This is a genomic window from Flavobacterium faecale (assembly GCF_003076455.1).
Lineage (GTDB): Bacteria > Bacteroidota > Bacteroidia > Flavobacteriales > Flavobacteriaceae > Flavobacterium > Flavobacterium faecale.
On record NZ_CP020918.1, the window covers coordinates 4,031,450 to 4,053,421 of the forward strand.

The window sequence follows — 21,972 nt, forward strand, 5'->3', positions numbered from 1 at the left end:
ACAAAAACTACGGCAAAAAAGCCTTGTTTTTCTAAATCGAGAGATGCCGCTTCTATCTGGGCTAGGCACTAGCATACAATGAACTATCGCACTCCTATTTGACGTTTTGCCTCTCCTATCACAAAAGCAACCGAGTTAGCGATATTAAAACTTCTAATATTCTTTGACATGGGTATGGTTAAATGATTCTCAAATTGTGCTAAGACATCAGCACTCAAACCTTTACTTTCTTTACCAAAAACCAACCAATCACCATCCTGGAATTCGATATCCAAATACGACTTTTCAGCATGCGAACTCATTAAAAACACTCTCGAAAGATCCGGAATTTGTGCTTTCCAATCCGCAACAGTATTATATTCTGTTACATCAAGGTGTACCCAGTAATCCAATCCTGATCGTTTCAAATTTTTGTCATTTATCACAAATCCAAAAGGATGTACCAAGTGCAAGCGGCTTTCTGTACCCACGCACAAGCGACCAATATTACCAGTATTGTTTGGAATTTCAGGTTCTACTAAGACGATATTTAACATTTTAAAAAAGTTTAGGGTTTAGGGTTTAAAGAGACTTTTGGTCGTCCGCAGAAAAATTAGCTACTTCGATAACATCACCTGCCTTTAACGATTGCAAATGTACGTTTCCTATTCGAACTCTAACCAATCGCAATGTTGGAAAACCAACAGCAGCCGTCATTTTACGAACCTGACGAAACTTGCCTTCATTAACCGTAATTGCTGCCCAAGTTGTTGGTCCATGACGCTCATCGCGAATTTTTTTCCCCCTAGGACCAAAATCCGGAATTTCAGTAATCAAACGTGCTTCACATTTTTTAGTGGTGTACTTTCCGCCATCAAAGCCTATTTCGACTCCTTCCTTAAGTAAATCAATCGCTTCTTGCGTTATAATGCCATCCACTTGCACATAATATTCCTTCTCCACTTTTTTAGACCTAATCTCTTCGCTTACCTTTCCGTCAGTAGTTAGCAACAATAAGCCTTCAGAATCTTCATCGAGCCTGCCAATCGCCATAGTCCCAACAGGAAAATCATGAAGCTCGCCCAATAGCTTTTTCTTTCGTTTCAATTCGTATATAAATTGACTCAAATATCCGTAGGGTTTGTGGATAATAAAATGATGATGATCAGACATAAAAAAAATTTGATTGCAAAGATAGTGTTGTTTTAGAACTTGCTTCGCATACAACTTTCTTTTTTCACAAAAGCTGTTATTAAACAGTAAAAACCGCATATCTACTGGTCATTCGCACCAATAAAATTGGCATCCAAATTGACGTTTTAATAATACTTGCTTAACTTTGAACAATGTAAATTTGGATCCTAAAACAAAATTTTTTACCGCTTATGAAACTTCATTACACATGCAAAACTGCGTGGACAATTTTTGCATTTTTTGCAACTATTGTCGCCACCGTGCAAGCACAAGCTACAATGCCAACTGCACAAACAATCCCTTTTAGTCAAAATTTTGATGGCTTAGCAACTAACGCTACTGTCTATCCAGCAGGTTTTCAAGGCTGGAATACCGATTCTTCACCAGGATCTACCTATAACACTAGTGCTATACCTGCTGGTGACAAACCTTTAGCCCTTGGATCGGCATCTTCTTCAGCAGGAGCACTTTATAATTATAATGGAAAAATTGGTTTTCTGAATACTACTCCTCTTGATAATACAATTGCCTTTGCGTTTACAACCGCTGGCAAAAGTGCAATTCAAGTTCAGTACGATGCAATGACCATACGCAACCCGTACAGCGGATCTAATACTCGAATCAACGAAATGGTCTTGCAATACCGAGTAGGCAATTCTACCGCTTTTATCTCATTGCCAGATACTGCCTATAGTAACAACACAACTTTAGAAAATACCAGTGGAGGCACTACCCCACAAAATCTTCAAACGATTAAGGTTACACTTCCTTCGGAATGTGACAATAAAAGTCTTGTACAAATACGATGGATTTCTAGGCAAGTATCTGGTGCTGGCTCACGACCATCATTTGCAATCGATAATATATCGGTAATAAATGATATAACACCACCTGTTACAGCTGCTAGTTTCCCAAAAGCGTCATCTATTCTATCAGATGGTTTTGACTTTAGCAACCAAATTAATGAAATTGGAAAAACCTATTATGTGGTTGTACCTAGTGGCAGTGCAGAGCCAAGCAAATTACAATTAATGAATGGTCAAGATGCTAATGGCAATGCAGCCTTGAGCGCAGGAGTACTAACGGTTGCCAACGCAAACCAACCCTATACTGCTACCATAACAGGTTTGACAATTGGCACGGCTTACATTGTATATTCGGTATCTGAAGACGCCTACCAAAACTTACAATTAACTACTAATAGCCTAAATGTAAGTACGTCAAGTACCTTAGTTCCTTCCATTAAAATCACAACAGCTGCAGTAGCTTTTGGATTTCAAGAACAAGGATTTGACTCTAGTGCTATGACCTTTACCTTCAAAGGATCGCATATAACAAGTAACGTTATTGTAACTGCCCCTGCGAACTTTAACGTGTCAAAAGACAATATTACTTTTGACTCCACTGTTCTTTTTTCTGCAGCCGAATTTTTATCGAATGCAACTCCTACTGTTTACGTTCGATTTAAACCGACAAATACGTTGGCATACGCTGGCCAAATTTTGATAGAAAGCGATGGTGCAACCAGCAAAAATATTGCTGTATCAGGAAAAGGAATCAACCCTTACTTACAAGACTTTAATGATCCCGAAGTATTAACCAACAGCGGATGGACGAGCTACAATGAGCAAGGAACAAACAATTCTTGGTCAACTACAACAACTGCCCGCAACCTAAACAGTGCTCCTGGTGCGGTAGTGATGAACGGTTATTCTGATAATGGTGCAAGCAGTGACTGGTTTATATCGCCAAAATTGCATTTGGACAGCTTCAGTCAGTTTGCCCTTTTGTCTTTCTATAGTCGAAAATATTATAGTGGACCAAGTTTAAAGCTAAAGGTTTCTACAGATTATGATGGCGTAAGCAGTCCATCAACAGCTACTTGGACCGAGATTCAAGGTAACTTCCCAACAACTACTGATATTTACACAAAATCAGAATTCATTAATTTGAATGCGTTCAAGACATCACACACCTACGTAGCGTGGGTATATGAGACTACTGCTGGAGGTCCAAACAATGCAGCCGAGTGGTCTGTTGATGATATTGCAATCACTAACAATGCAGCCTTTTTAGCAGCCAATCCAGAACTGGATTTTGAAGATGTTACGGTAAACACGATTTCTACTTCAAAATCATTTACAGTTGTAGCAGGTGGATATGGTCCAATTACTGTAGCCGCACCAGCTGATTATCAAGTATCCCTAGATAATTCTACATTTACAAGTTCAGTACTTATCAGTGAATCAGATGCATTAGCCGGAAAATTGGTTTATGCACGCTTTACTCCTACATCAAAATCTATTGCGATCACAGGACCTATTACCGTTACAGGAACTGGATTAAACCAAGCAAAAGGGTTCTTAAAAGGTTCTTCTTTACCAAAATCAGAAACTTTTGATATTGTAACTTACAACTTAGAGTTTTTTGGTAGTGAAGTAATTGGTTCTACTGGAACCGAATTTGGCCCTGTAGATGATCCATTGCAAATTGACAATGTAGCCGCAGTAATGAACAAACTTGATGCAGATATTTATTGCGTACAAGAAGTATCAGATGATGCAGCTATGGAAACGCTACTTACAAAAATTAGCATCAACGGTAAAACGTTTGCCAAGTCGATTTCAACCTCATGGTCGTACTCTTTCAATGCACCAACTGCCGACTTTCCGCCGCAAAAATTGGTTGTACTCTACAACACTCAAACGGCTTCGGTAAAAAGCACCAAAGTACTTTTTAAAGATTTTTATGACCAAGTACGTGCCGGTACAGCAACATTACCAAATTATCCTGATAGCCCTTCAAGCTTCTTTTCGTCTGGAAGGTTACCTTATATGGTTACAATCGAAACCAATCTTGGTGGCGTGAAAAAAGACATTAGCTTAATCGATCTTCATGCTCGTGCCAATAGCGGATCTGACATTAACAAGTACAACATGCGTAAATACGATGCCGAATACCTAAAAGATGCTTTGGATGCCGAATATCCTAACGACAACTTAGTGCTACTTGGTGATTTTAATGATGACGTAAAAACATCTGTAATTGCGGGTAACGACTCATCTTACAAAAAATTTGTTGATGACACCACAAACTACAATGCATTGACATTAGGAATTAGCCAGCAAGGTGCCTTCAGTTACTTGAGTTCAAACGGTTTCTTAGATCATATCATTATTTCGAATGAATTAACAGCGGACTATATTCCGAATTCGACTGCTGTTTACGATCCACGTAATGATATATCCAATTATGTAAACACAACCTCTGATCATGGACCAGTGATTGCTCGTTTCAACCTTCAAAATACACTTTCAACAAAAGCATTTGGTACGGAGGTAAACTATGCAAAACTTTACCCGAACCCAACCAAAGATGTTGTAAACTTCACTCTTACCACACCTACTTCTGCAACTGTAACGTTCAAATTATATGATAGTTTAGGTAGAGAAATCGGAACTGATAAAGCTATAAATGCAAACGCTAGCAAACAAGCCTCTGTAAGTTTGAGCACTGTACCTGCTGGAACTTATTTTTATACTTTGACTTCAGCCAACAAAATAGTTCAAAAAGGAAAGCTGATCAAGGAGTAAAATCTTTTTTTATATTTGCTTAAAAAGCCAGATTCTTCGTTTAGAGAATCTGGCTTTTTTGTTTTTAAGCAAGGCGAAATATTAATTAGCTGAAATAAAAAAAGCGACACCAGTTAAGATGCCGCTTTGAATGTTTTCACAACGGAATAATCCTTATTGTGAATTGCTTCAAAATTGTAGTACAATAATACAACAAAAATTTTAATATTGGTTTGCGGTTTCCCGTAAGGATAGTAATTTTCTTTTCATTATTTTTAGAAAATTAAAATAAAACAGAAAAACCATCATAATTACAACTATAAAAAATGAAAAAAATATTAGGATTGGATTTGGGGACTACATCAATTGGATGGGCTTATATTAACGAAGCAGAAAATGAAAGTGAAATTTCTTCAATTATAAATTCTGGAGTTAGAATCGTACCATTGACTACAGATGAAGAAGCCGATTTTAAAAAGGGTAATACTATATCGATAAATGCAGACCGAACTTTAAAGCGTGGCGCTCGAAGAGGATTACAACGTTTTAAACAAAGAAGAAATGCTTTATTACAAACTTTCAGAGGAAACAATTTTATAACTTCCAATTATGTTTATGCCGAAACAGGCAAACAAACTACTTTTTCATCTTATAAATTACGAGCCAAATCTGCCACAGAGCAGGTTTCAAAAGAAGAATTAGTTCAGGTTCTACTAATGCTCAACAAAAAAAGAGGCTATAAAAGTAGTCGAAAAGCAAAAACTGCTGAAGAAGGAGATGCAATTGACGGAATGAAAATTGCCAAAGAATTAAATGATAAGAATCAAACACCTGGCGAATGGATTTATAATTCACTTTTGAATGGAGGTAAATTTGTTCCCGAATTTTATCGCTCGGATTTGCAAACAGAATTAGAAAGAATTATCCGTTTTCAAAATCAATTTTATCCAGAAATTTTCAATTCCAAACTACTTGAAGAAATCCAAGGTAAAACAAGAACCGCAACTTCACAGCATTTTACCAAAATCTTAAAAATTGAACTTTCCGAAAATAAAGGTACTAGAGAACAAACTAAATTACAACATTACAAATGGAGGAATGACAGCCTATCTTGTGCATTAGATCTAAAAGTTATAGCGTTTATTCTAACCGAAATCAATAATCAAATTAACCAATCTAGTGGCTATTTAGGAGCGATAAGCGACCGAAGTAAAGAATTATATTTTAACCAAGAAACGGTTGGTCAATTCCAATTTAAGCAATTGGAGCAAAATTCACATGCAAAACTAAAAAATCAAGTTTTTTACAGACAAGATTATGTAGATGAATTTGAGCAAATTTGGGAAACACAATCAAAATTTTATCCTGAATTAGATGAAAAATTGAAAATTGAAGTTCGTGACATAACTATTTTCTACCAACGAAAATTAAAATCACAAAAACATTTAGTTAGTTTTTGCGAATTTGAGAAAGGACATAAAGCTATTCCTAAATCGTCTCCTTTATTTCAAGATTTTAGGATTTGGCAAAATTTAAACAATATTGTTGTAAAAAACGAAACCACAAAGGAGCCTTTCCTTTTAGGTGAAGAGTTAAAAAATAATATCGCTCAAGAATTACTATTTAAAGAAAGTATGACCGATATTCAAATGTTAACTTTTTGTGAGCTAAAAAAAGGAACTCATACTGTTAATTTTAAAAAAATTGAAGGAAACAGGACAAACACCGCACTTTTTAAAGCTTTTGAAAAAATTTTAACAATAGAAGGTTATGATTTAGATTTTACTAAAATGTCACATTCAGAGATAAGAAACGCAATATCTCCTTTGTTTGAAACAATAGGAATTGATACTAGTTTATTATATTTTGACAATTCAATTGAGGGTAATGACTTTGACAAACAACCTTATTATCAATTATGGCATTTATTATATTCAGCTGAAGAGGATGAAGTTTTAAAACAAACTTTAATGAAAAAATTTGGTTTCAAAGAAAACCACATCCCTTTTCTTTTAAATATAAATTTACAAGCCGATTATGGTAGTTTGAGCGCGCGAGCAATCAAAAAAGTACTTCCTCATTTGATGGATGGTCATATTTATGACAAAGCTTGTTTACTAACTGGGTACAATCACTCTTCTTCACTGACTACAGAACAAAATGAGAGTCGAATTTTAAAAAATCAATTGGAATTATTGAAGAAAAACAGTTTACGTAATCCTGTGGTCGAGAAAATTCTCAATCAAATGATAAACGTTATCAATGCGATCATTGAAGACCCAAATATGGGTAAACCTGATGAGATTCGAGTGGAACTGGCTAGAGAACTCAAAGCCAATAATGAACAACGTAATGAGATGACTAAAGCAATAAACAATGCTACAAAAACTCATGACGATATTCGTAAATTATTAGCTGTAGAATATGGGATTGCTAGAGTTACCCGAAATGACATCATTCGATACAAACTTTGGAAAGAAACTGGTGGAATTTCTTTATATACCGGTAAACCAATCGAGCCCTCAAGATTGTTTACCAAAGATTATGATATCGAACACATTATACCAAAATCCAGATTATTTGACGATAGTTTCTCCAATAAAACTTTATGTGAAAGAACTTTAAATATCGAAAAGAGCAATAAAACTGCTTATTCTTTTCTACAAGAAAAATTGACAGAAGAAGAATTTGATCAATTTGAAAAAAGAATAAAAGGAATGTTCGGTAAAATTAGTAGAACGAAGCAAAATAAATTATTGATAGCTGACAATCAAATCCCTGAAGGTTTCATTGATCGCCAACTAAGAGAAACGCAATATATAGCCAAGAAAGCAAAAGAAATTTTACTAGAAGTCTCACGAAATGTAACCGCTACTATCGGAAGTGTAACCGACAAACTGCGTGAAGATTGGGAATTGATTGATGTTATGCAAGAACTCAATTGGAATAAATATGACACCTTAGGTTTGACCTATGAGGAGAAAGGAAAAAATGGGGAACGCTTGTATAAAATTAAAGATTGGACGAAACGCAACGACCATCGCCATCACGCTATGGACGCCATTACAGTAGCTTTTACCAAACCAGCTTATATTCAATATTTAAATAATTTGAATGCCAGAACAAATACAGATAAAAAAGGTAATTCAATAATTGGAATTGAAAACAAATACTTAAAAAGAGACAAGAATAACAAGCTACGTTTTATAGAACCTATGCCTAACTTTAGAAGCGAAGCAAAAAAACAACTTGAAAGTATTTTGATTTCGTACAAAGCCAAAAATAAAGTAGTTACCAATAATAAAAATATCACTAAGAAAATTGGAGGTACCAATCAAAAACTTCAACTTACCCCCCGTGGTCAATTACATAAGGAAACTGTTTATGGTAAAATGCAGCAATATGCCACAAAAGAAGAAAAGGTAAATGCTAATTTCACTCAAGATTACATAGCCAAAGTAGCTAAAAAAGAATATCGCGAAGCCTTATTGAAACGTTTATCAGAAAATGACAACGACCCGAAAAAAGCTTTCACTGGTAAAAACTCATTAGCAAAAACACCCATTTACATTAGTTTGGAAGATAACATTGTAGTTCCCGAAAAAGTGAAAATAGTTTGGCTAGAAGACAATTATACTATTCGTAAAGATATTACTCCAGATTTAAAATTAGAGAAAGTAATTGACGTTGGTTTAAGGCAAATTCTTCAAAATCGCTTGAATGAGTTTAAGGGAGATGCAAAAAAAGCTTTTGTAAACCTTGACGAAAATCCTATTTGGCAAAACAAAGCCAAAGGGATTGCTATGAAAAGAGTAACCATTAGCGGGGTAAGTAATGCGCTGGCTTTGCACACCAAAAAAGATAATTTTGGAAATGAAATTTTAGATAAAGACGAAAACCCTATTCCTGTTGATTTTGTAAGTACTGGAAACAATCATCATGTTGCCATTTATAGAGATGAAAAAGGAAATTTGCAGGACGAGGTTGTTTCTTTTTATGATGCTGTGGTTCGTAAAAACCTTGGCTTATCTATAATAAATAAAACGCATAAATATGGGTGGGAATTTCTATTCACAATGAAACAAAATGAATATTTTATTTTCCCATCAGATTCTTTTGATCCGCAAGAAGTTGATTTATTTAATCCTGCAAATTATCATTTGATTAGCCCTAACATGTTTAGGGTGCAGAAGTTTTCAAAAGTTGAATATGGAAATAGTTCTGTTAGAGATTATGTGTTTAGGCAACATTTAGAGACCACTTTAAATGATAAAAAAGAATTAAAAGACATTGCATTTAAATCAATCAAAAGCTTACCCTATTTTTCAAATATAATTAAAATACGAATTAATCATCTAGGACAAATCGTCCAAATAGGAGAATATTAGTTTAAAAACGATTAATTGAATAGGATTGGGTTTTAACCCATTCAACAAAATACAAACACACAGAACAGGCTTTAGCCAAAACACTTGGCTAAAGCCCTTTCTAAAATCAAATCTTTAATCCATCCATTTAAAAATAGAAGCAATTCAAGAAAAATTTAAATCATTTAAAATCTCGATTTATGCCTTATATCAAAACCTATATCCATTTTGTTTGGAGTACAAAAAATAGAGTTCCCTTTTTAGACAACAAAGAATTAAGACAAAAAGTTTGGCGTCATATCAAAGAAAATGGTGATAAGAAAGGAATTTACATTGATTTTGTTAATGGGTATTCTGATCACTGTCACTGTCTGGTTTCTTTGGGAGCAGATCAAACAATCCAAAAAACCATGCAATTAATTAAGGGAGAATCTTCTTTTTGGATTAATCAAAGTAAACTGTGTTTGAATAAATTTGAATGGCAAGATGAATACTTTGCAGTTTCGGTATCAGAATCGATACTTGACAAAGTTAGAAACTACATTAAAAATCAAGAGGAGCATCATAGCCAACATACTTTTGCAGAGGAATACAATGAATTCATAACCAAATATAAATTTCAAAAGGAATAAATTTTGGCTAAAGCCATTGTTGCACTTTCACATTTCACCTCCAGCTAAAGGTGGAGGCAATTCAAAAGCTAGAGCCACTTCACTTTATCCAAAATATTTTAAATGAATTTTAAATCTTAAAAAATGATAAAACGCACCCTATTTTTCGGTAATCCAGCTTATTTAAGCACCAAAAATGAGCAATTAGTCATTTCTTATCCTGACAAGAGCCTAGAAACCAAAACGGTAGCTATAGAAGATATTGGTGTAATTGTTCTTGAAAACCAACAAATCACCATTACAAATGGTTTATTAGAAAAACTAACCAATAATAATGTAGCACTGATCAATTGCGATCAATATCATTTACCAATTGGTTTGTTAATGCCTTTGAGTGGTCATACAGAACAAACAGAAAGATTTAAGAACCAAATTAATGCTTCTGTACCGCTAAAAAAGAATTTATGGCAGCAAACCATTAGTTCCAAAATTTCCAACCAAGCAGGTTTGCTTAAGGAAAAAGGTATTCCTTGTCGCAAAATGGAAATCTGGGCCAAAGAAGTAAGTTCTGGAGATGCTCTCAATCACGAATCAAGAGCAGCTGTTTTCTATTGGGCTAATCTGTTTACAATCGAAAATTTCACCAGGGGCCAAAAAGAAATAGCACCAAACAATTTACTTAACTACGGATATGCTATTCTAAGAGGAATTACAGCTCGGGCATTGGTGAGCTCGGGAATGTTACCCACACTAGGTATCTTTCACCGCAACAAATACAATGCTTATTGCTTAGCCGATGACATCATGGAGCCCTACCGCCCGTATGTAGATTTAATTGTGAGTAATATTATCGAAAATGAAGATACTATAGAAGAACTTACCATAGATATGAAAAAACAATTATTGAGTATTGCCTCTATAGACGTTTGTATAGATGGTAAAAACAGTCCATTGATGGTTGCAATGAGTCGAACAACAAATTCTTTAAATGAATGTTTTGAAGGCTCCTCACGAAAACTTTTATACCCTGTTTTTTAATTTAATATAAGGAATGTTAAATAACGTATTATGTATGATGAACATTACACACGTTTAAACCAATATAGAAGTTTGTGGATATTAGTATTTTTTGACCTGCCAACAGAAACCCGCAAGGAACGTAAAATAGCTTCTGGATTTAGAAAGAAATTATTAGACGATGGATTCTCTATGTTCCAATTTTCTATATACATGCGCTTTTGCGCTAGTAGAGAAAATGCCGAAGTACATACAAAACGTATAAAGAGCAACCTCCCAGAACACGGCAAAATAGGAGTCATGCAAATTACTGATAAACAGTTTGGAATGATGGAACTATTTTACGGCAAAAAACCGGTTGATCCAGAAAAACCATCTCAACAATTAGAATTATTTTGAAAGTAGGACTTAGAAAACAGTAACCCCCTGATAACTAATACTATAATTATCATCTTTTTTTGAATTCAAAATAAAGCCATAACTCACAACATATCAAACGATTAAACCGCGGTATGTTGGGAATTATAAGCTAAAATACAATTTTGAAAGCAATTCACAACGTATTCTGATATATGTATAAATCCATGATTGTTGGGAATTATAAGCTAAAATACAATTTTGAAAGCAATTCACAACATATCTTTCAATTGTCTAAAAGTAACTAAGGTTGGGAATTATAAGCTAAAATACAATTTTGAAAGCAATTCACAACATGTTCGTCCAGATAATTGGATTAGTATTAGTTGGGAATTATAAGCTAAAATACAATTTTGAAAGCAATTCACAACAGTAAATGAATCCTTAACAGTATCAATTGGTTGGGAATTATAAGCTAAAATACAATTTTGAAAGCAATTCACAACATTAGGGGGTTATTCTTATTGGCTATTCGAGTTGGGAATTATAAGCTAAAATACAATTTTGAAAGCAATTCACAACCTAAAGTTAATCGTATATTCCGATAATTTTGTTGGGAATTATAAGCTAAAATACAATTTTGAAAGCAATTCACAACACTACACCTACTTCTATCCTTGTTATGTCAGTTGGGAATTATAAGCTAAAATACAATTTTGAAAGCAATTCACAACTGTTCAGCAAATATACAAATAACAATTGGAGTTGGGAATTATAAGCTAAAATACAATTTTGAAAGCAATTCACAACTGTTCAGCAAATATACAAATAACAATTGGAGTTGGGAATTATAAGCTAAAATACAATTTTGAAAGCAATTCACAACACTGCATGAGTATCGCATCCTTGCGGTAACGTTGGGAATTATAAGCTAAAATACAATTTTGAAAGCAATTCACAACTTCCCTCTATACCTTTCATCAGCATATTCTGTTGGGAATTATAAGCTAAAATACAATTTTGAAAGCAATTCACAACATTATACCTACTTCTATCCTTGTTATGTCAGTTGGGAATTATAAGCTAAAATACAATTTTGAAAGCAATTCACAACTTCTATAAAGAAGAAGAAAGTACAAAAACAGTTGGGAATTATAAGCTAAAATACAATTTTGAAAGCAATTCACAACCCATATTGGGATGCAAACGGAGAAGGATTAGTTGGGAATTATAAGCTAAAATACAATTTTGAAAGCAATTCACAACTCAGCAGTTATTTTATTTAATGCTTCATTGTTGGGAATTATAAGCTAAAATACAATTTTGAAAGCAATTCACAACTAAAAACAATAGAACCCGTAGTTAAGGGCGGTTGGGAATTATAAGCTAAAATACAATTTTGAAAGCAATTCACAACTATCAATTAGCTCTGGTGTTAAAATATCCGTTGGGAATTATAAGCTAAAATACAATTTTGAAAGCAATTCACAACTTTTTCGTCTCCCCTTCTTACCCAATATTGTTGGGAATTATAAGCTAAAATACAATTTTGAAAGCAATTCACAACTGATAATGAAATACTATTAATATCTGTTACGTTGGGAATTATAAGCTAAAATACAATTTTGAAAGCAATTCACAACCTATTTTCACAAAGAAAACTTTCTATTTTAGTTGGGAATTATAAGCTAAAATACAATTTTGAAAGCAATTCACAACTATCAATTAGCTCTGGTGTTAAAATATCCGTTGGGAATTATAAGCTAAAATACAATTTTGAAAGCAATTCACAACTTTTTCGTCTCCCCTTCTTACCCAATATTGTTGGGAATTATAAGCTAAAATACAATTTTGAAAGCAATTCACAACTGATAATGAAATACTATTAATATCTGTTACGTTGGGAATTATAAGCTAAAATACAATTTTGAAAGCAATTCACAACCTACATTTACAATCTCATAATTTTATTTTGTTGGGAATTATAAGCTAAAATACAATTTTGAAAGCAATTCACAACATAGAAAAGAATTATGTCAAGAGAAATAAGTTGGGAATTATAAGCTAAAATACAATTTTGAAAGCAATTCACAACAATCCATTACAAACATGGTCTGAAGTATTCGTTGGGAATTATAAGCTAAAATACAATTTTGAAAGCAATTCACAACTATTTTCGCCTACCACAACACCTGCAACCGTTGGGAATTATAAGCTAAAATACAATTTTGAAAGCAATTCACAACAGAAGCTCCTGAACTAAAAGCAGAACCTAAGTTGGGAATTATAAGCTAAAATACAATTTTGAAAGCAATTCACAACAGTACGCTTAAAGCAATAATAAGTATAAATGTTGGGAATTATAAGCTAAAATACAATTTTGAAGGCAATTCACAACTTGTTACGTCTAAAATTTATGCTCCGGATAGTTGGGAATTATAAGCTAAAATACAATTTTGAAAGCAATTCACAACATATTGCACTAAATTCAATGGCTAAAATTAGTTGGGAATTATAAGCTAAAATACAATTTTGAAAGCAATTCACAACGGAAAAGTACGTCGCCTTTAACCAGCCTCAATACTTTTCCGTTGTGAATTGGATGTTTAAGAGGCCAAAATGGCTTTAATCCTACTTCGGTGGGATTTTTTTATTCTACACAATTACCTTTTTTAACAACTGTACCCCTAGCCCTGATTAAAACGGAATTCCTTATGCAATAGAATTGTATTTTTTCTTGACTATAAAGAGCGACTGAAAGAAGCTCCTTTATGGTCGTAGAAAAAAACAAGGCTATAAATAAGAATGAAGTGGAAAGCAGGAAATAGCTCCTTATCACTTCAAAAAACAAACGCAAACCGGTGAAATCAGGCTGTCTGTTTGTGAAATTAGTTCGCAACTACCGTCTTCTTGGATTTTGAAGGTCATAATTTGATCCGAAATTTGATGGCAGGCGATTAGGAATCGACCATCGGGGGTGATGTTGAATTCGCGTAGTTCTTCGCCATGGGTTTTAAAATGGTGTTTGAGTTGTAGTGAATTAGCTTGTACTTCAAAAACTGTAATACCATCATATCCGCGGTTGGCAGCATACAAAAAACGTTCGTTTGGGTGCAAACGTATCGCAGAAGCAATTGGAGTTCCTGCATAGGAAGCGGGCAATGATTCGTGGAGTTCTACAACTTCCCAATTTAAATTCTGCTGCTCCAAAACCGACACTTGCCCTGTTAGTTCGTGCGATAGGTACCCTAAAGTTCCAGCTTTGTTAAAAACCAAATGGCGCACTCCGCCACCTGCCACGGTTGTAATATCGAGATCTGGTTTTGGCTGTAGATAGCTACTACCTAACTCGTACACTTTTACAGTATCGATTCCGAGGTCAGGTACAAACAAGGTTTTTTGGTCGGGATGAAGCACGGCTTGATGTGCATGCGGTGCCTCTTGCCTACTCGCATTTACACCTTTACCTGTATGTATGTGGTGACTGGCGTGAGGCATAATTTTCCCGTCAGCTTGTGTTTGGTAGTGTAAAACATTGCCTGAACCATAGCAGGCCACTACAATATGACCATTGCAATAAACCAAATGGCAAGGTAAACTGCCCGGAATTAATTCTTGATTTAAAAACGAAAGTGAAAAGTCAGCATGAATAGTAAATGCTTTTACAACTGCATCCTGTTCTTTTTCGGTGATGGTATACAAAAACCGATTGTCATCACTAATTGCTAAGTACGCTGGATTTTCAGTTGGTACCGTATGAACCAACTCAACGGTGCCCTGCTCATCGATATGAACAACATAAATTCCGTCACCGCGACCACCAAAAGTAGGCGTAAGCATATGTGTATATGATCCTATAAAAAAATGCATGTGCAAACGGTACTTGGTGAGACAATATTTTAAAGCTAAAATATAACTTCTCTCTCAATTTCCAAAATTTAGTTGTTTACACAAAAGCGAAACGAAATAGCGGGAATTTAGTAGCTCCGTAACAACTTTTAACATTTCTTTTTATCTATATCAAGCTATAAAATCAACTTTCAGCAGGCTGAAAAGAGTATAGCGACTACATTTTAGTACGATAGCGACCATTTCTTTTACTAATAATAATAATAATAATGTCACTTATACTTTAAATAATAATCCCATCGTCCAACTCATAATTTAAAACTCATAACTCATAACTCCCACCCTCTCTATCAATTTAATTTTTACGTACTTTTACGATTCTAAAATCTCATCATACATGTCGGCACTTGTTATCAACTCTCTTATTTTTTTCATTGCTATTTTCCTTGGATTTATTATTGGTAAATTGCTTTCGTCTGCAAACTTTCGATCCGCAAAAAGCAGTTTAGACGAGCGCATATTAGGATTGCAGGCACAAGTTCAACAAACTAAAGAACAATTGGCAAGCGACAGACTCTCTTTCGAAAAAAAGCAAGAAAAAGTACAGTACGAAAAAGAACAATTACGTCACGAAAAGGAAAGTTTGGTGATTCAGTTATCCAAGAAAGAAGCTGATTTTGACAATTTATGGGAGCGCAACAAAGAGCAAAAACAAGAAGTAGAACAGTTACAAGAAAAATTCACTAAAGAATTTGAAAACCTAGCCAATAAAATCTTAGACGAAAAGTCAACCAAATTTACCGAACAGAATAAAGAAAACATGAAAAACATCTTGTCACCGTTGCAAGAAAAGATTCAGTTATTCGAAAAAAAAGTAGATGATACCCACAAAGAAAGCATTGACTATCATGCCGCTTTGCGCCAACAAATTTTGGGACTTAGAGAAATGAATTTGCAAATGAGCAAAGAAACCTTGAATTTGACCAAAGCATTAAAGGGTGACAGCAAGATGCAAGGCAACTGGGGCGAATTGGTTTTGGAGCGTGTGCTTGAAAAATCGGGTTTAGAAAAAGACCGTGAATACCATGTGCAGCAAAGTTTTACAACTGCCGAAGGCAACCGTGTATTCCCAGATGTGGTGATTAATTTACCCGATGGCAAGAAAATGATTGTAGACTCTAAAGTATCGCTTACTAGCTACGAACGTTTTGTGAATGAAGAAGATGATGCATTAAAAGCTAGCTATTTGCGTGAGCATGTACTATCGATCAGGCGACATGTGGAGCAATTGGGCGAGAAAAATTATCATGATTTATACCAAATTGAAAGTCCCGATTTTGTTTTGCTTTTCATCCCGATTGAGCCTGCATTTGCTTTAGCATTGAACGAAGACAATTCGCTGTACAATAAAGCTTTCGAAAAAAATATTGTGATTGTAACTCCTGCTACCTTGCTTGCTACTTTGCGTACTATTGATAGCATGTGGACCAACCAAAAACAGCAAGAAAACGCTTTTGAAATTGCTCGCCAAGCGGGTGCGCTATACGATAAATTTGAAGGTTTTGTAACAGACTTAATTAAAATCGGAAAGAAACTCGAAGAAACCAAAACAGAATACAGCGGTGCGATGAATAAATTAGTAGAGGGAAAAGGTAATTTGATTACAAGTGTCGAAAAACTGAAAAAGATGGGGGCAAAAGCCAAAAAGTCATTGCCCGAAAACATCATCAATCGCGCAGTAGCGAGTAACGATATACAGCCCGAAATTGAAGCATCAAATAGTTCAAATTCGAATTGATTTCACTTTCTTTTGACTTAAAAAAAGCGTAACTTTAAAGGAGCCCCCAAAAACTCTTTTATCATGAAAACAAATCTACTCCTACTCACGCTCCTACTCTCCCAAATCTGTTTTTCGCAAAAAACATTGACCGTATCCAATGCAACTGCTCAATTTGAAGCTTCTGTTCCCATTTTTGAACCTGTTGCAGCCAAAAACGAGCAGGTCGCCGTTGCGCTCAATACCAAACGAGGCTACATAAGCTTCTCTATCCCGATGACTAAATTTAGATTTGCAAGCAGTCTCATGGAGCAGCATTTTAACGATCATTATTTAGAAACAGATCGTTATCCAAATGCAAATTTTAAAGGTATTATCGAAAACTTCGATCTGAATGCCATAACTGATTATCCGACTAACTATTTGATAAAAGGTAAACTAAAAATTCACGGACAATCCAAAAACATTACGGCTACGATTCGTTTGCAACGTACTATGATAGGTTTTGTACTGACATCAAATTTTAGTGTTTTGACAGATGATTATAGAGTTGAGATTCCGTTTCTAATTCGAAATAAAATTTCAAAAACGGTAAATATAAGCATTGAAGTTCCCTTTCAAACCGAGGCCACGAACTTGGGAGCCATCACGGTACAAACAAAACCAACAAATTAATAATTTTGAAGAAAAGTTAATGAATTTGAAAAGTCAACTATTACCAAATAGAAATGAGCTGCTTTTGCACAAAAACACTTTTAAGCAGGTTCAATTAAGCTATATTCTATAGTGAAATTGCAATTATTTATAATGTTAAATCCTTGCATTTAAGGTTGATTTATAAAATTGTTACATTGAACTTGTCGCAATGTATACTAAAAGAAGTTTAGACTCCTGTCCCGAAGCTTTAATTCGGGACAGACTGCCTCTTTATTTGTACATGACTTTTAATTTAGATTATAATCGCTAATTTTTAGCGATTATAACTAATTTCATCCAATGTATAAAGTTCAGCACTTATACAGTGCTATTTTTATTTTTTTTCGAAAGTGAAATAGTAATTTGAGGATTATAAGCAAGAACGAATTGCTGAATCAAGATTGATATATTTAAAGCGGAAGCCTAACTTTTCGACTTTGCTTGCTGATACTCTCCTGCCTTCTAAAACGATCACTGCAATTTTCCCCAACAGAAGACGCAATACAAAAGCGGGCACCGCAGGAAACCACATTTTGTATCCTATAATCGCAGCCAATGTTTTCGAAAATATTTTGTTTGTGGTACTGTCTTGTATAGCCGCATTGTAAGCACCTTCCATTTCTGGTTTTTGAAGGGCTAGTAAATACATGGCACACAGATCGTCAATATGAATCCACGGCATATATTGCTTTCCGGAACCTAATGGAGATCCTATTCCCCATTTAAAAGGAGGAAGCATCTTTTTTAAGAAACCATCATTTTTGCCTAGAACCAGTCCAGTTCGTATTTTTACGATTCGGTTGGCATTGAGATGCATAGCATCTGCGGCAGCTTCCCATAGTTGGCAAGTTGTACCCAAAAAATCATTTTCGGGATCTGTGCTTTCTTTGCATATTTTAGCATCAGTAATAGCACCGTAATAGCCCACTCCCGAAGCTGAAATAAAGGCTTCCACCATTTTTCCATTCGCAGCCAAAACTGATTTGATCAATTCTACTGGTTCTACCCTACTGGCAATAATCGTTTTTTTTCTGCTCTCAGTCCAACGTCCACCAGCTATATTTTCACCAGCTAAATGGATAATGTAATCAGCTTCGAGCACTGCTTTATTGTCTATATATTGCGTTTCTAAGTCCCATTTGTAATACGATACTGCTGGTGTGTTTTTTCTTTTCGAACGACTTAATATACTTATTTCAAATCCGTTATCTACCAACAACTGCGTTAAGTGCTGTCCCACAAAACCTGTTCCTCCTGTTATTAAAACTTTCTTTTTCATAATCAAATGTATTTAGTGCATTCCCATTTATCCTAAGATTAACTAAAAGTAGCTGATCGATTATTATTTTTTACTTGACAATTCCGGCCTTGTATGTAGCAATAGCACGGTCACGTGCAAAGGCATGCTCCACCATTGGCCCTACGTAGCCAAGATCAAATTCTGGAATCCATTTGCGAATATATACCCCTTTTTCATCAAACTTTTTCATTTGAATTTCAGGATTAAAAACCCTAAAGTACGGTGCTGCATCACAACCAGTCCCTGCTGCCCATTGCCAGTTACCTACATTGGCAGACAAATCATAATCCAACAATTTTTGAGCAAAATAAGCTTCGCCCCACTGCCATGAAATCATCAAATGTTTACACAAAAAACTCGCTACGACCATACGTACACGGTTGTGCATATAACCCGTTTCATTAAGCTCGCGCATACCTGCGTCCACCATGGGGTAACCTGTAGTACCTGAGCACCACCTTTTAAAATCTTCTTCATTATTACGCCATTCGATTCCGTCATAGGCGCTTTTAAAATTATTCGTAACCACTTTGGGAAAATGAAACAAAATTTGCATAAAAAACTCTCTCCATATCAATTCTGACAAGAAAACAGCATTTGTTTTTTCTGCCCACACTGCCAGTTTACGAACGCTTACGGTTCCGAATCTTAAATGGGGAGACAAATACGAAGTTCCGTCAACAGCTGGAAAATCTCTCAGGTCTTGGTAATTTTTAATTTTGGTAAGATTGTGTGTTTTTACCTTTATACTGCTTTCCTCGAACCCGATAGTTGACAAGGTAGGAAACTCAAAATTAGAATTGAAGAAATTTGAAAAGTGTTTCTCTGTATCATAAATAGCCAATGGGCCATCGGTTTTGAACTTGGCCAACCATTTATTTTTGAAAGGCGTATAAACCGTGTACGGCAAACCATCGGCTTTGGTGATATCGCTTTCTTCAAAAATTACTTGATCTTTGAAACTAAAGCTTTCTATTCCGTTGTTTTTTAATTCGCTACTAATTGACAAATCTCGGGCAATGGCAAAGGGCTCATAATCTTTGTTCCAATATACGCCCTGAATATCATACTCAAGCATCAATTCTTGCCAAACCGCCACTGTATTTCCATGTTTGACGAGTAACGAGGTACCGCTGGTTTTCAAGGCTTCGTTTATTTTCTGTAGCGATTCGTGAATAAAAGTCACACGAGCATCATTTTTGGGCAAATTTTCTAAAATTGCCTTATCAAAAATAAAGATTGGAATCACAGGAACATCAGAGGTTAGTGCATTAAAAAGCCCAACATTATCTTCGAGTCGTAAATCCCTTCGAAACCAGAAAAAAGAAACTTTAGCTTTACTCATTATTTTGAATTAAATAGTTTATTAACTGCCATTTCGCGGTAGGCAAAAATTTCGTTTAACTTTGCTTTTACGACTAACGTATTCATTATTCGACCCAAAAAACCTAGTGGAAGTCCGTAGTGGACGACATCTGTCATTTTTACACCTGTGGCTGTAGCTTCAAAAAAGTGTTTGTGGTGCCAAATTACGTAAGGACCAAAACGCTGTTCATCAATAAAGTAGCTCTTATCTTTTACAGCAGTAATCTCGGTCACCCAAGATAATTTTAATCCCAATAATGGTGATACTAGGTACTGAATAATTTGACCTGGGTACATACTTTTTCCATCATAATCGGTGATTTGAAAGCCCATGTCTTGAGGCGTGATTTTTTGTAAATTTTTTGGACTCGAAAAAAAAGCCCAACATTCGTCTAATGTTGCATCAACATATTGAACAGATTCTTTTTTATATAATTTCATGATCGTAGGATTAAAATTGAACTTATGGATAGGATGTGAAGTCTCGGATTCTAATAATCTAGAATCACAAAACATATTTGAACACTCTTTACTTGGGTGTTCCAAATTATATGATAGAACAAAATAGGATGGTAATGCTATTTTGTGTGAAGGATGGTAGTGGAGCTCTTTTTTATCCGCCGCGGCGGATAAAAAAAGCGGGAACGTACAGCCTGACCCGCTCTAACCACAAAGAACTTTTAGCGGGGCACACCCAAATTATTTGGCTTGCGCTCGATCTTATCCATGATTACTAATGACATTAATAACATGGAAAAAGCGTATGCTACGTCCTCTACCGGAATGGTTCCTAATCGAATGCCTAAATTTTCGAGGTCATTGTAATACACCACAGGTTCATCGATAAAACTACCTGTTAGGATTCCGTTGACCAAAGCAAAAGGCACTAAAATAAGTAAGAACGTGATGAAAAATGTTTGTAAAACATGTGGCGCTTTTATAACGGTATAGGTCAACAAAATAATCAATAGACTGTAATTGACGGTTGTGTACCACTTACCAAAATTAAGCACTAAAATAGGTAAAACTATTGCTATAATTACCGCATAGATTCGAAAAACAGCCTTTGGGCTTAACGCTACTTTGGGTAAAAAATAATGAAACGCAAAGTGAATAAACAAACTCGCGTAGGGTATGCAAAAGAAAAATAACCACTCCTCTATGGGTAGGCCAAAAATCTCTAAACCTGTATGATACCTAGGATTGAAATGCCAGACACCTACTTTGGTGAAAAATATATCCCAACCGATAAAAAAAATGGCTGTGATGGCCAAAGATGGAATAAATGCTTTCCACCGATTGCTGAAACGCATTCGTTTTTCAAAACTGTATAAAAACGGAATTATAAACGATGCGATATTTAGAATAAGGTAAAGAGACATTTTCTTGGTATAAATTACGGTTTTTGAACTTAAAAATTGCGTTGCTTAGATCTTCCAATATTTAAAGGGAACAAATAGCATCCCGAAGCACTCCCCTTCTTCTTTGCCCAAATGTTTGTGGTGTACTTTGTGTCCTTTTCTTAGACCGATTAAATATTTATTTTTGCTGTTTTTGAACCATTTGAAACGTTGATGAATTAAAACATCATGAATCATAAAGTAGCAAAAACCGTAGATTGTGATTCCTAAACCTATGAAAAACAAATGATTAAAACCTGCTTGAGCACCAAGATAAAATAACACAATACTCGGAATGGCAAAAATCACAAAAAAGATATCGTTGCGCTCAAAGATTCCGGCATATTTTGGTTGGTGGTGATCGGCATGAAAATACCACATAAATCCATGCATAACGTATTTGTGTGTCAACCAAGTCACACACTCCATGACTAAAAAAACAGCTAATGTGATTAAAAATGAAATCATCTTATTTTATATTTTTATTT

General features: G+C 35.0%; 15 protein-coding genes and 1 CRISPR repeat array. Of the genes, 7 read left to right on the forward strand and 8 right to left on the reverse strand.

Annotated features, from left to right (window positions below; genetic code table 11):
- Positions 1 to 83: 83 nt before the first annotated feature.
- Together FFWV33_RS16915 and FFWV33_RS16920 are read right to left on the reverse strand one after the other, a co-directional pair.
- Positions 84 to 536, reverse strand: coding sequence for a tRNA (cytidine(34)-2'-O)-methyltransferase (locus FFWV33_RS16915; protein WP_108741989.1), 453 nt, complete (start codon positions 534 to 536; stop codon positions 84 to 86).
- A gap of 25 nt (positions 537 to 561) precedes the next feature.
- Positions 562 to 1,152 carry a pseudouridine synthase gene (locus FFWV33_RS16920; protein ID WP_108741990.1) on the reverse strand — a complete coding sequence of 197 codons (591 nt, stop codon included), beginning with the start codon at positions 1,150 to 1,152 and terminating at the stop codon, positions 562 to 564.
- Positions 1,153 to 1,364: 212 nt separating this feature from the next.
- On the opposite strand from FFWV33_RS16920, the gene FFWV33_RS16925 reads away from it, so the two are divergent.
- From FFWV33_RS16925 to cas2, 5 genes are all read left to right on the forward strand, one after another.
- The gene (locus FFWV33_RS16925) at positions 1,365 to 4,766 is read left to right on the forward strand and encodes a T9SS type A sorting domain-containing protein (protein ID WP_108741991.1); all 3,402 of its coding nucleotides are present in this window, start codon (positions 1,365 to 1,367) and stop codon (positions 4,764 to 4,766) included.
- A 305-nt stretch (positions 4,767 to 5,071) separates the two neighbouring features.
- Positions 5,072 to 9,133, forward strand: a complete 4,062-nt coding sequence (gene cas9, locus FFWV33_RS16930; RefSeq protein ID WP_108741992.1) for a type II CRISPR RNA-guided endonuclease Cas9 — start codon at positions 5,072 to 5,074, stop codon at positions 9,131 to 9,133.
- A gap of 179 nt (positions 9,134 to 9,312) precedes the next feature.
- Positions 9,313 to 9,744, forward strand: coding sequence for an IS200/IS605 family transposase (gene tnpA / locus FFWV33_RS16935; protein WP_108741993.1), 432 nt, complete (start codon positions 9,313 to 9,315; stop codon positions 9,742 to 9,744).
- A 123-nt stretch (positions 9,745 to 9,867) separates the two neighbouring features.
- On the forward strand, positions 9,868 to 10,761 hold the full coding sequence (gene cas1, locus FFWV33_RS16940; protein WP_108741994.1) for a type II CRISPR-associated endonuclease Cas1: 894 nt from the start codon (positions 9,868 to 9,870) through the stop codon (positions 10,759 to 10,761).
- 30 nt (positions 10,762 to 10,791) lie between these two features.
- Complete coding sequence (cas2, locus tag FFWV33_RS16945; protein ID WP_108741995.1) at positions 10,792 to 11,139, forward strand: CRISPR-associated endonuclease Cas2; 348 nt, start codon at positions 10,792 to 10,794, stop codon at positions 11,137 to 11,139.
- 115 nt (positions 11,140 to 11,254) lie between these two features.
- Positions 11,255 to 13,647: direct repeats of the CRISPR family, unit length 46 nt; unit sequence GTTGGGAATTATAAGCTAAAATACAATTTTGAAAGCAATTCACAAC.
- Positions 13,648 to 13,932: 285 nt separating this feature from the next.
- Here cas2 and FFWV33_RS16950 read toward each other — a convergent pair.
- Positions 13,933 to 14,967: a lactonase family protein gene (locus FFWV33_RS16950; protein ID WP_108741996.1), complete on the reverse strand. Its 1,035-nt coding sequence runs from the start codon at positions 14,965 to 14,967 to the stop codon at positions 13,933 to 13,935.
- Between the two features lie 376 nt (positions 14,968 to 15,343).
- Between FFWV33_RS16950 and FFWV33_RS16955 the strand changes: the two genes are divergently transcribed.
- Both FFWV33_RS16955 and FFWV33_RS16960 read left to right on the forward strand, forming a co-directional pair.
- Positions 15,344 to 16,744 carry a DNA recombination protein RmuC gene (locus tag FFWV33_RS16955; RefSeq protein ID WP_108741997.1) on the forward strand — a complete coding sequence of 467 codons (1,401 nt, stop codon included), beginning with the start codon at positions 15,344 to 15,346 and terminating at the stop codon, positions 16,742 to 16,744.
- A gap of 63 nt (positions 16,745 to 16,807) precedes the next feature.
- Positions 16,808 to 17,398, forward strand: a complete 591-nt coding sequence (locus FFWV33_RS16960) for a YceI family protein (protein ID WP_108741998.1) — start codon at positions 16,808 to 16,810, stop codon at positions 17,396 to 17,398.
- A gap of 391 nt (positions 17,399 to 17,789) precedes the next feature.
- Here the strand turns inward: FFWV33_RS16960 and FFWV33_RS16965 are convergent, their stop codons facing one another.
- From FFWV33_RS16965 to FFWV33_RS16985, 5 genes are all read right to left on the reverse strand, one after another.
- Positions 17,790 to 18,698, reverse strand: coding sequence for a TIGR01777 family oxidoreductase (locus FFWV33_RS16965; protein ID WP_108741999.1), 909 nt, complete (start codon positions 18,696 to 18,698; stop codon positions 17,790 to 17,792).
- 70 nt (positions 18,699 to 18,768) lie between these two features.
- Positions 18,769 to 20,064, reverse strand: coding sequence for a cryptochrome/photolyase family protein (locus FFWV33_RS16970; protein ID WP_108742000.1), 1,296 nt, complete (start codon positions 20,062 to 20,064; stop codon positions 18,769 to 18,771).
- Positions 20,064 to 20,525: an SRPBCC family protein gene (locus tag FFWV33_RS16975; RefSeq protein ID WP_108742001.1), complete on the reverse strand. Its 462-nt coding sequence runs from the start codon at positions 20,523 to 20,525 to the stop codon at positions 20,064 to 20,066. Before FFWV33_RS16975 ends, FFWV33_RS16970 begins: the two co-directional genes overlap by 1 nt.
- 239 nt (positions 20,526 to 20,764) lie before the next feature.
- The gene (locus FFWV33_RS16980) at positions 20,765 to 21,466 is read right to left on the reverse strand and encodes a lycopene cyclase domain-containing protein (RefSeq protein WP_108742002.1); all 702 of its coding nucleotides are present in this window, start codon (positions 21,464 to 21,466) and stop codon (positions 20,765 to 20,767) included.
- Between the two features lie 45 nt (positions 21,467 to 21,511).
- Positions 21,512 to 21,952 carry a sterol desaturase family protein gene (locus tag FFWV33_RS16985; protein WP_108742003.1) on the reverse strand — a complete coding sequence of 147 codons (441 nt, stop codon included), beginning with the start codon at positions 21,950 to 21,952 and terminating at the stop codon, positions 21,512 to 21,514.
- Between the last annotated feature and the right edge of the window lie 20 nt (positions 21,953 to 21,972).

Coding starts and splice junctions, on each gene's coding strand:
- FFWV33_RS16915 (WP_108741989.1), bottom strand. CDS start 536: ATGTTAAATATCGTCTTAGTAGAACCTGAAATTCCAAACAATACTGGT.
- FFWV33_RS16920 (WP_108741990.1), bottom strand. CDS start 1,152: ATGTCTGATCATCATCATTTTATTATCCACAAACCCTACGGATATTTG.
- FFWV33_RS16925 (WP_108741991.1), top strand. CDS start 1,365: ATGAAACTTCATTACACATGCAAAACTGCGTGGACAATTTTTGCATTT.
- cas9 (WP_108741992.1), top strand. CDS start 5,072: ATGAAAAAAATATTAGGATTGGATTTGGGGACTACATCAATTGGATGG.
- tnpA (WP_108741993.1), top strand. CDS start 9,313: ATGCCTTATATCAAAACCTATATCCATTTTGTTTGGAGTACAAAAAAT.
- cas1 (WP_108741994.1), top strand. CDS start 9,868: ATGATAAAACGCACCCTATTTTTCGGTAATCCAGCTTATTTAAGCACC.
- cas2 (WP_108741995.1), top strand. CDS start 10,792: ATGTATGATGAACATTACACACGTTTAAACCAATATAGAAGTTTGTGG.
- FFWV33_RS16950 (WP_108741996.1), bottom strand. CDS start 14,967: ATGCATTTTTTTATAGGATCATATACACATATGCTTACGCCTACTTTT.
- FFWV33_RS16955 (WP_108741997.1), top strand. CDS start 15,344: ATGTCGGCACTTGTTATCAACTCTCTTATTTTTTTCATTGCTATTTTC.
- FFWV33_RS16960 (WP_108741998.1), top strand. CDS start 16,808: ATGAAAACAAATCTACTCCTACTCACGCTCCTACTCTCCCAAATCTGT.
- FFWV33_RS16965 (WP_108741999.1), bottom strand. CDS start 18,698: ATGAAAAAGAAAGTTTTAATAACAGGAGGAACAGGTTTTGTGGGACAG.
- FFWV33_RS16970 (WP_108742000.1), bottom strand. CDS start 20,064: ATGAGTAAAGCTAAAGTTTCTTTTTTCTGGTTTCGAAGGGATTTACGA.
- FFWV33_RS16975 (WP_108742001.1), bottom strand. CDS start 20,525: ATGAAATTATATAAAAAAGAATCTGTTCAATATGTTGATGCAACATTA.
- FFWV33_RS16980 (WP_108742002.1), bottom strand. CDS start 21,466: ATGTCTCTTTACCTTATTCTAAATATCGCATCGTTTATAATTCCGTTT.
- FFWV33_RS16985 (WP_108742003.1), bottom strand. CDS start 21,952: ATGATTTCATTTTTAATCACATTAGCTGTTTTTTTAGTCATGGAGTGT.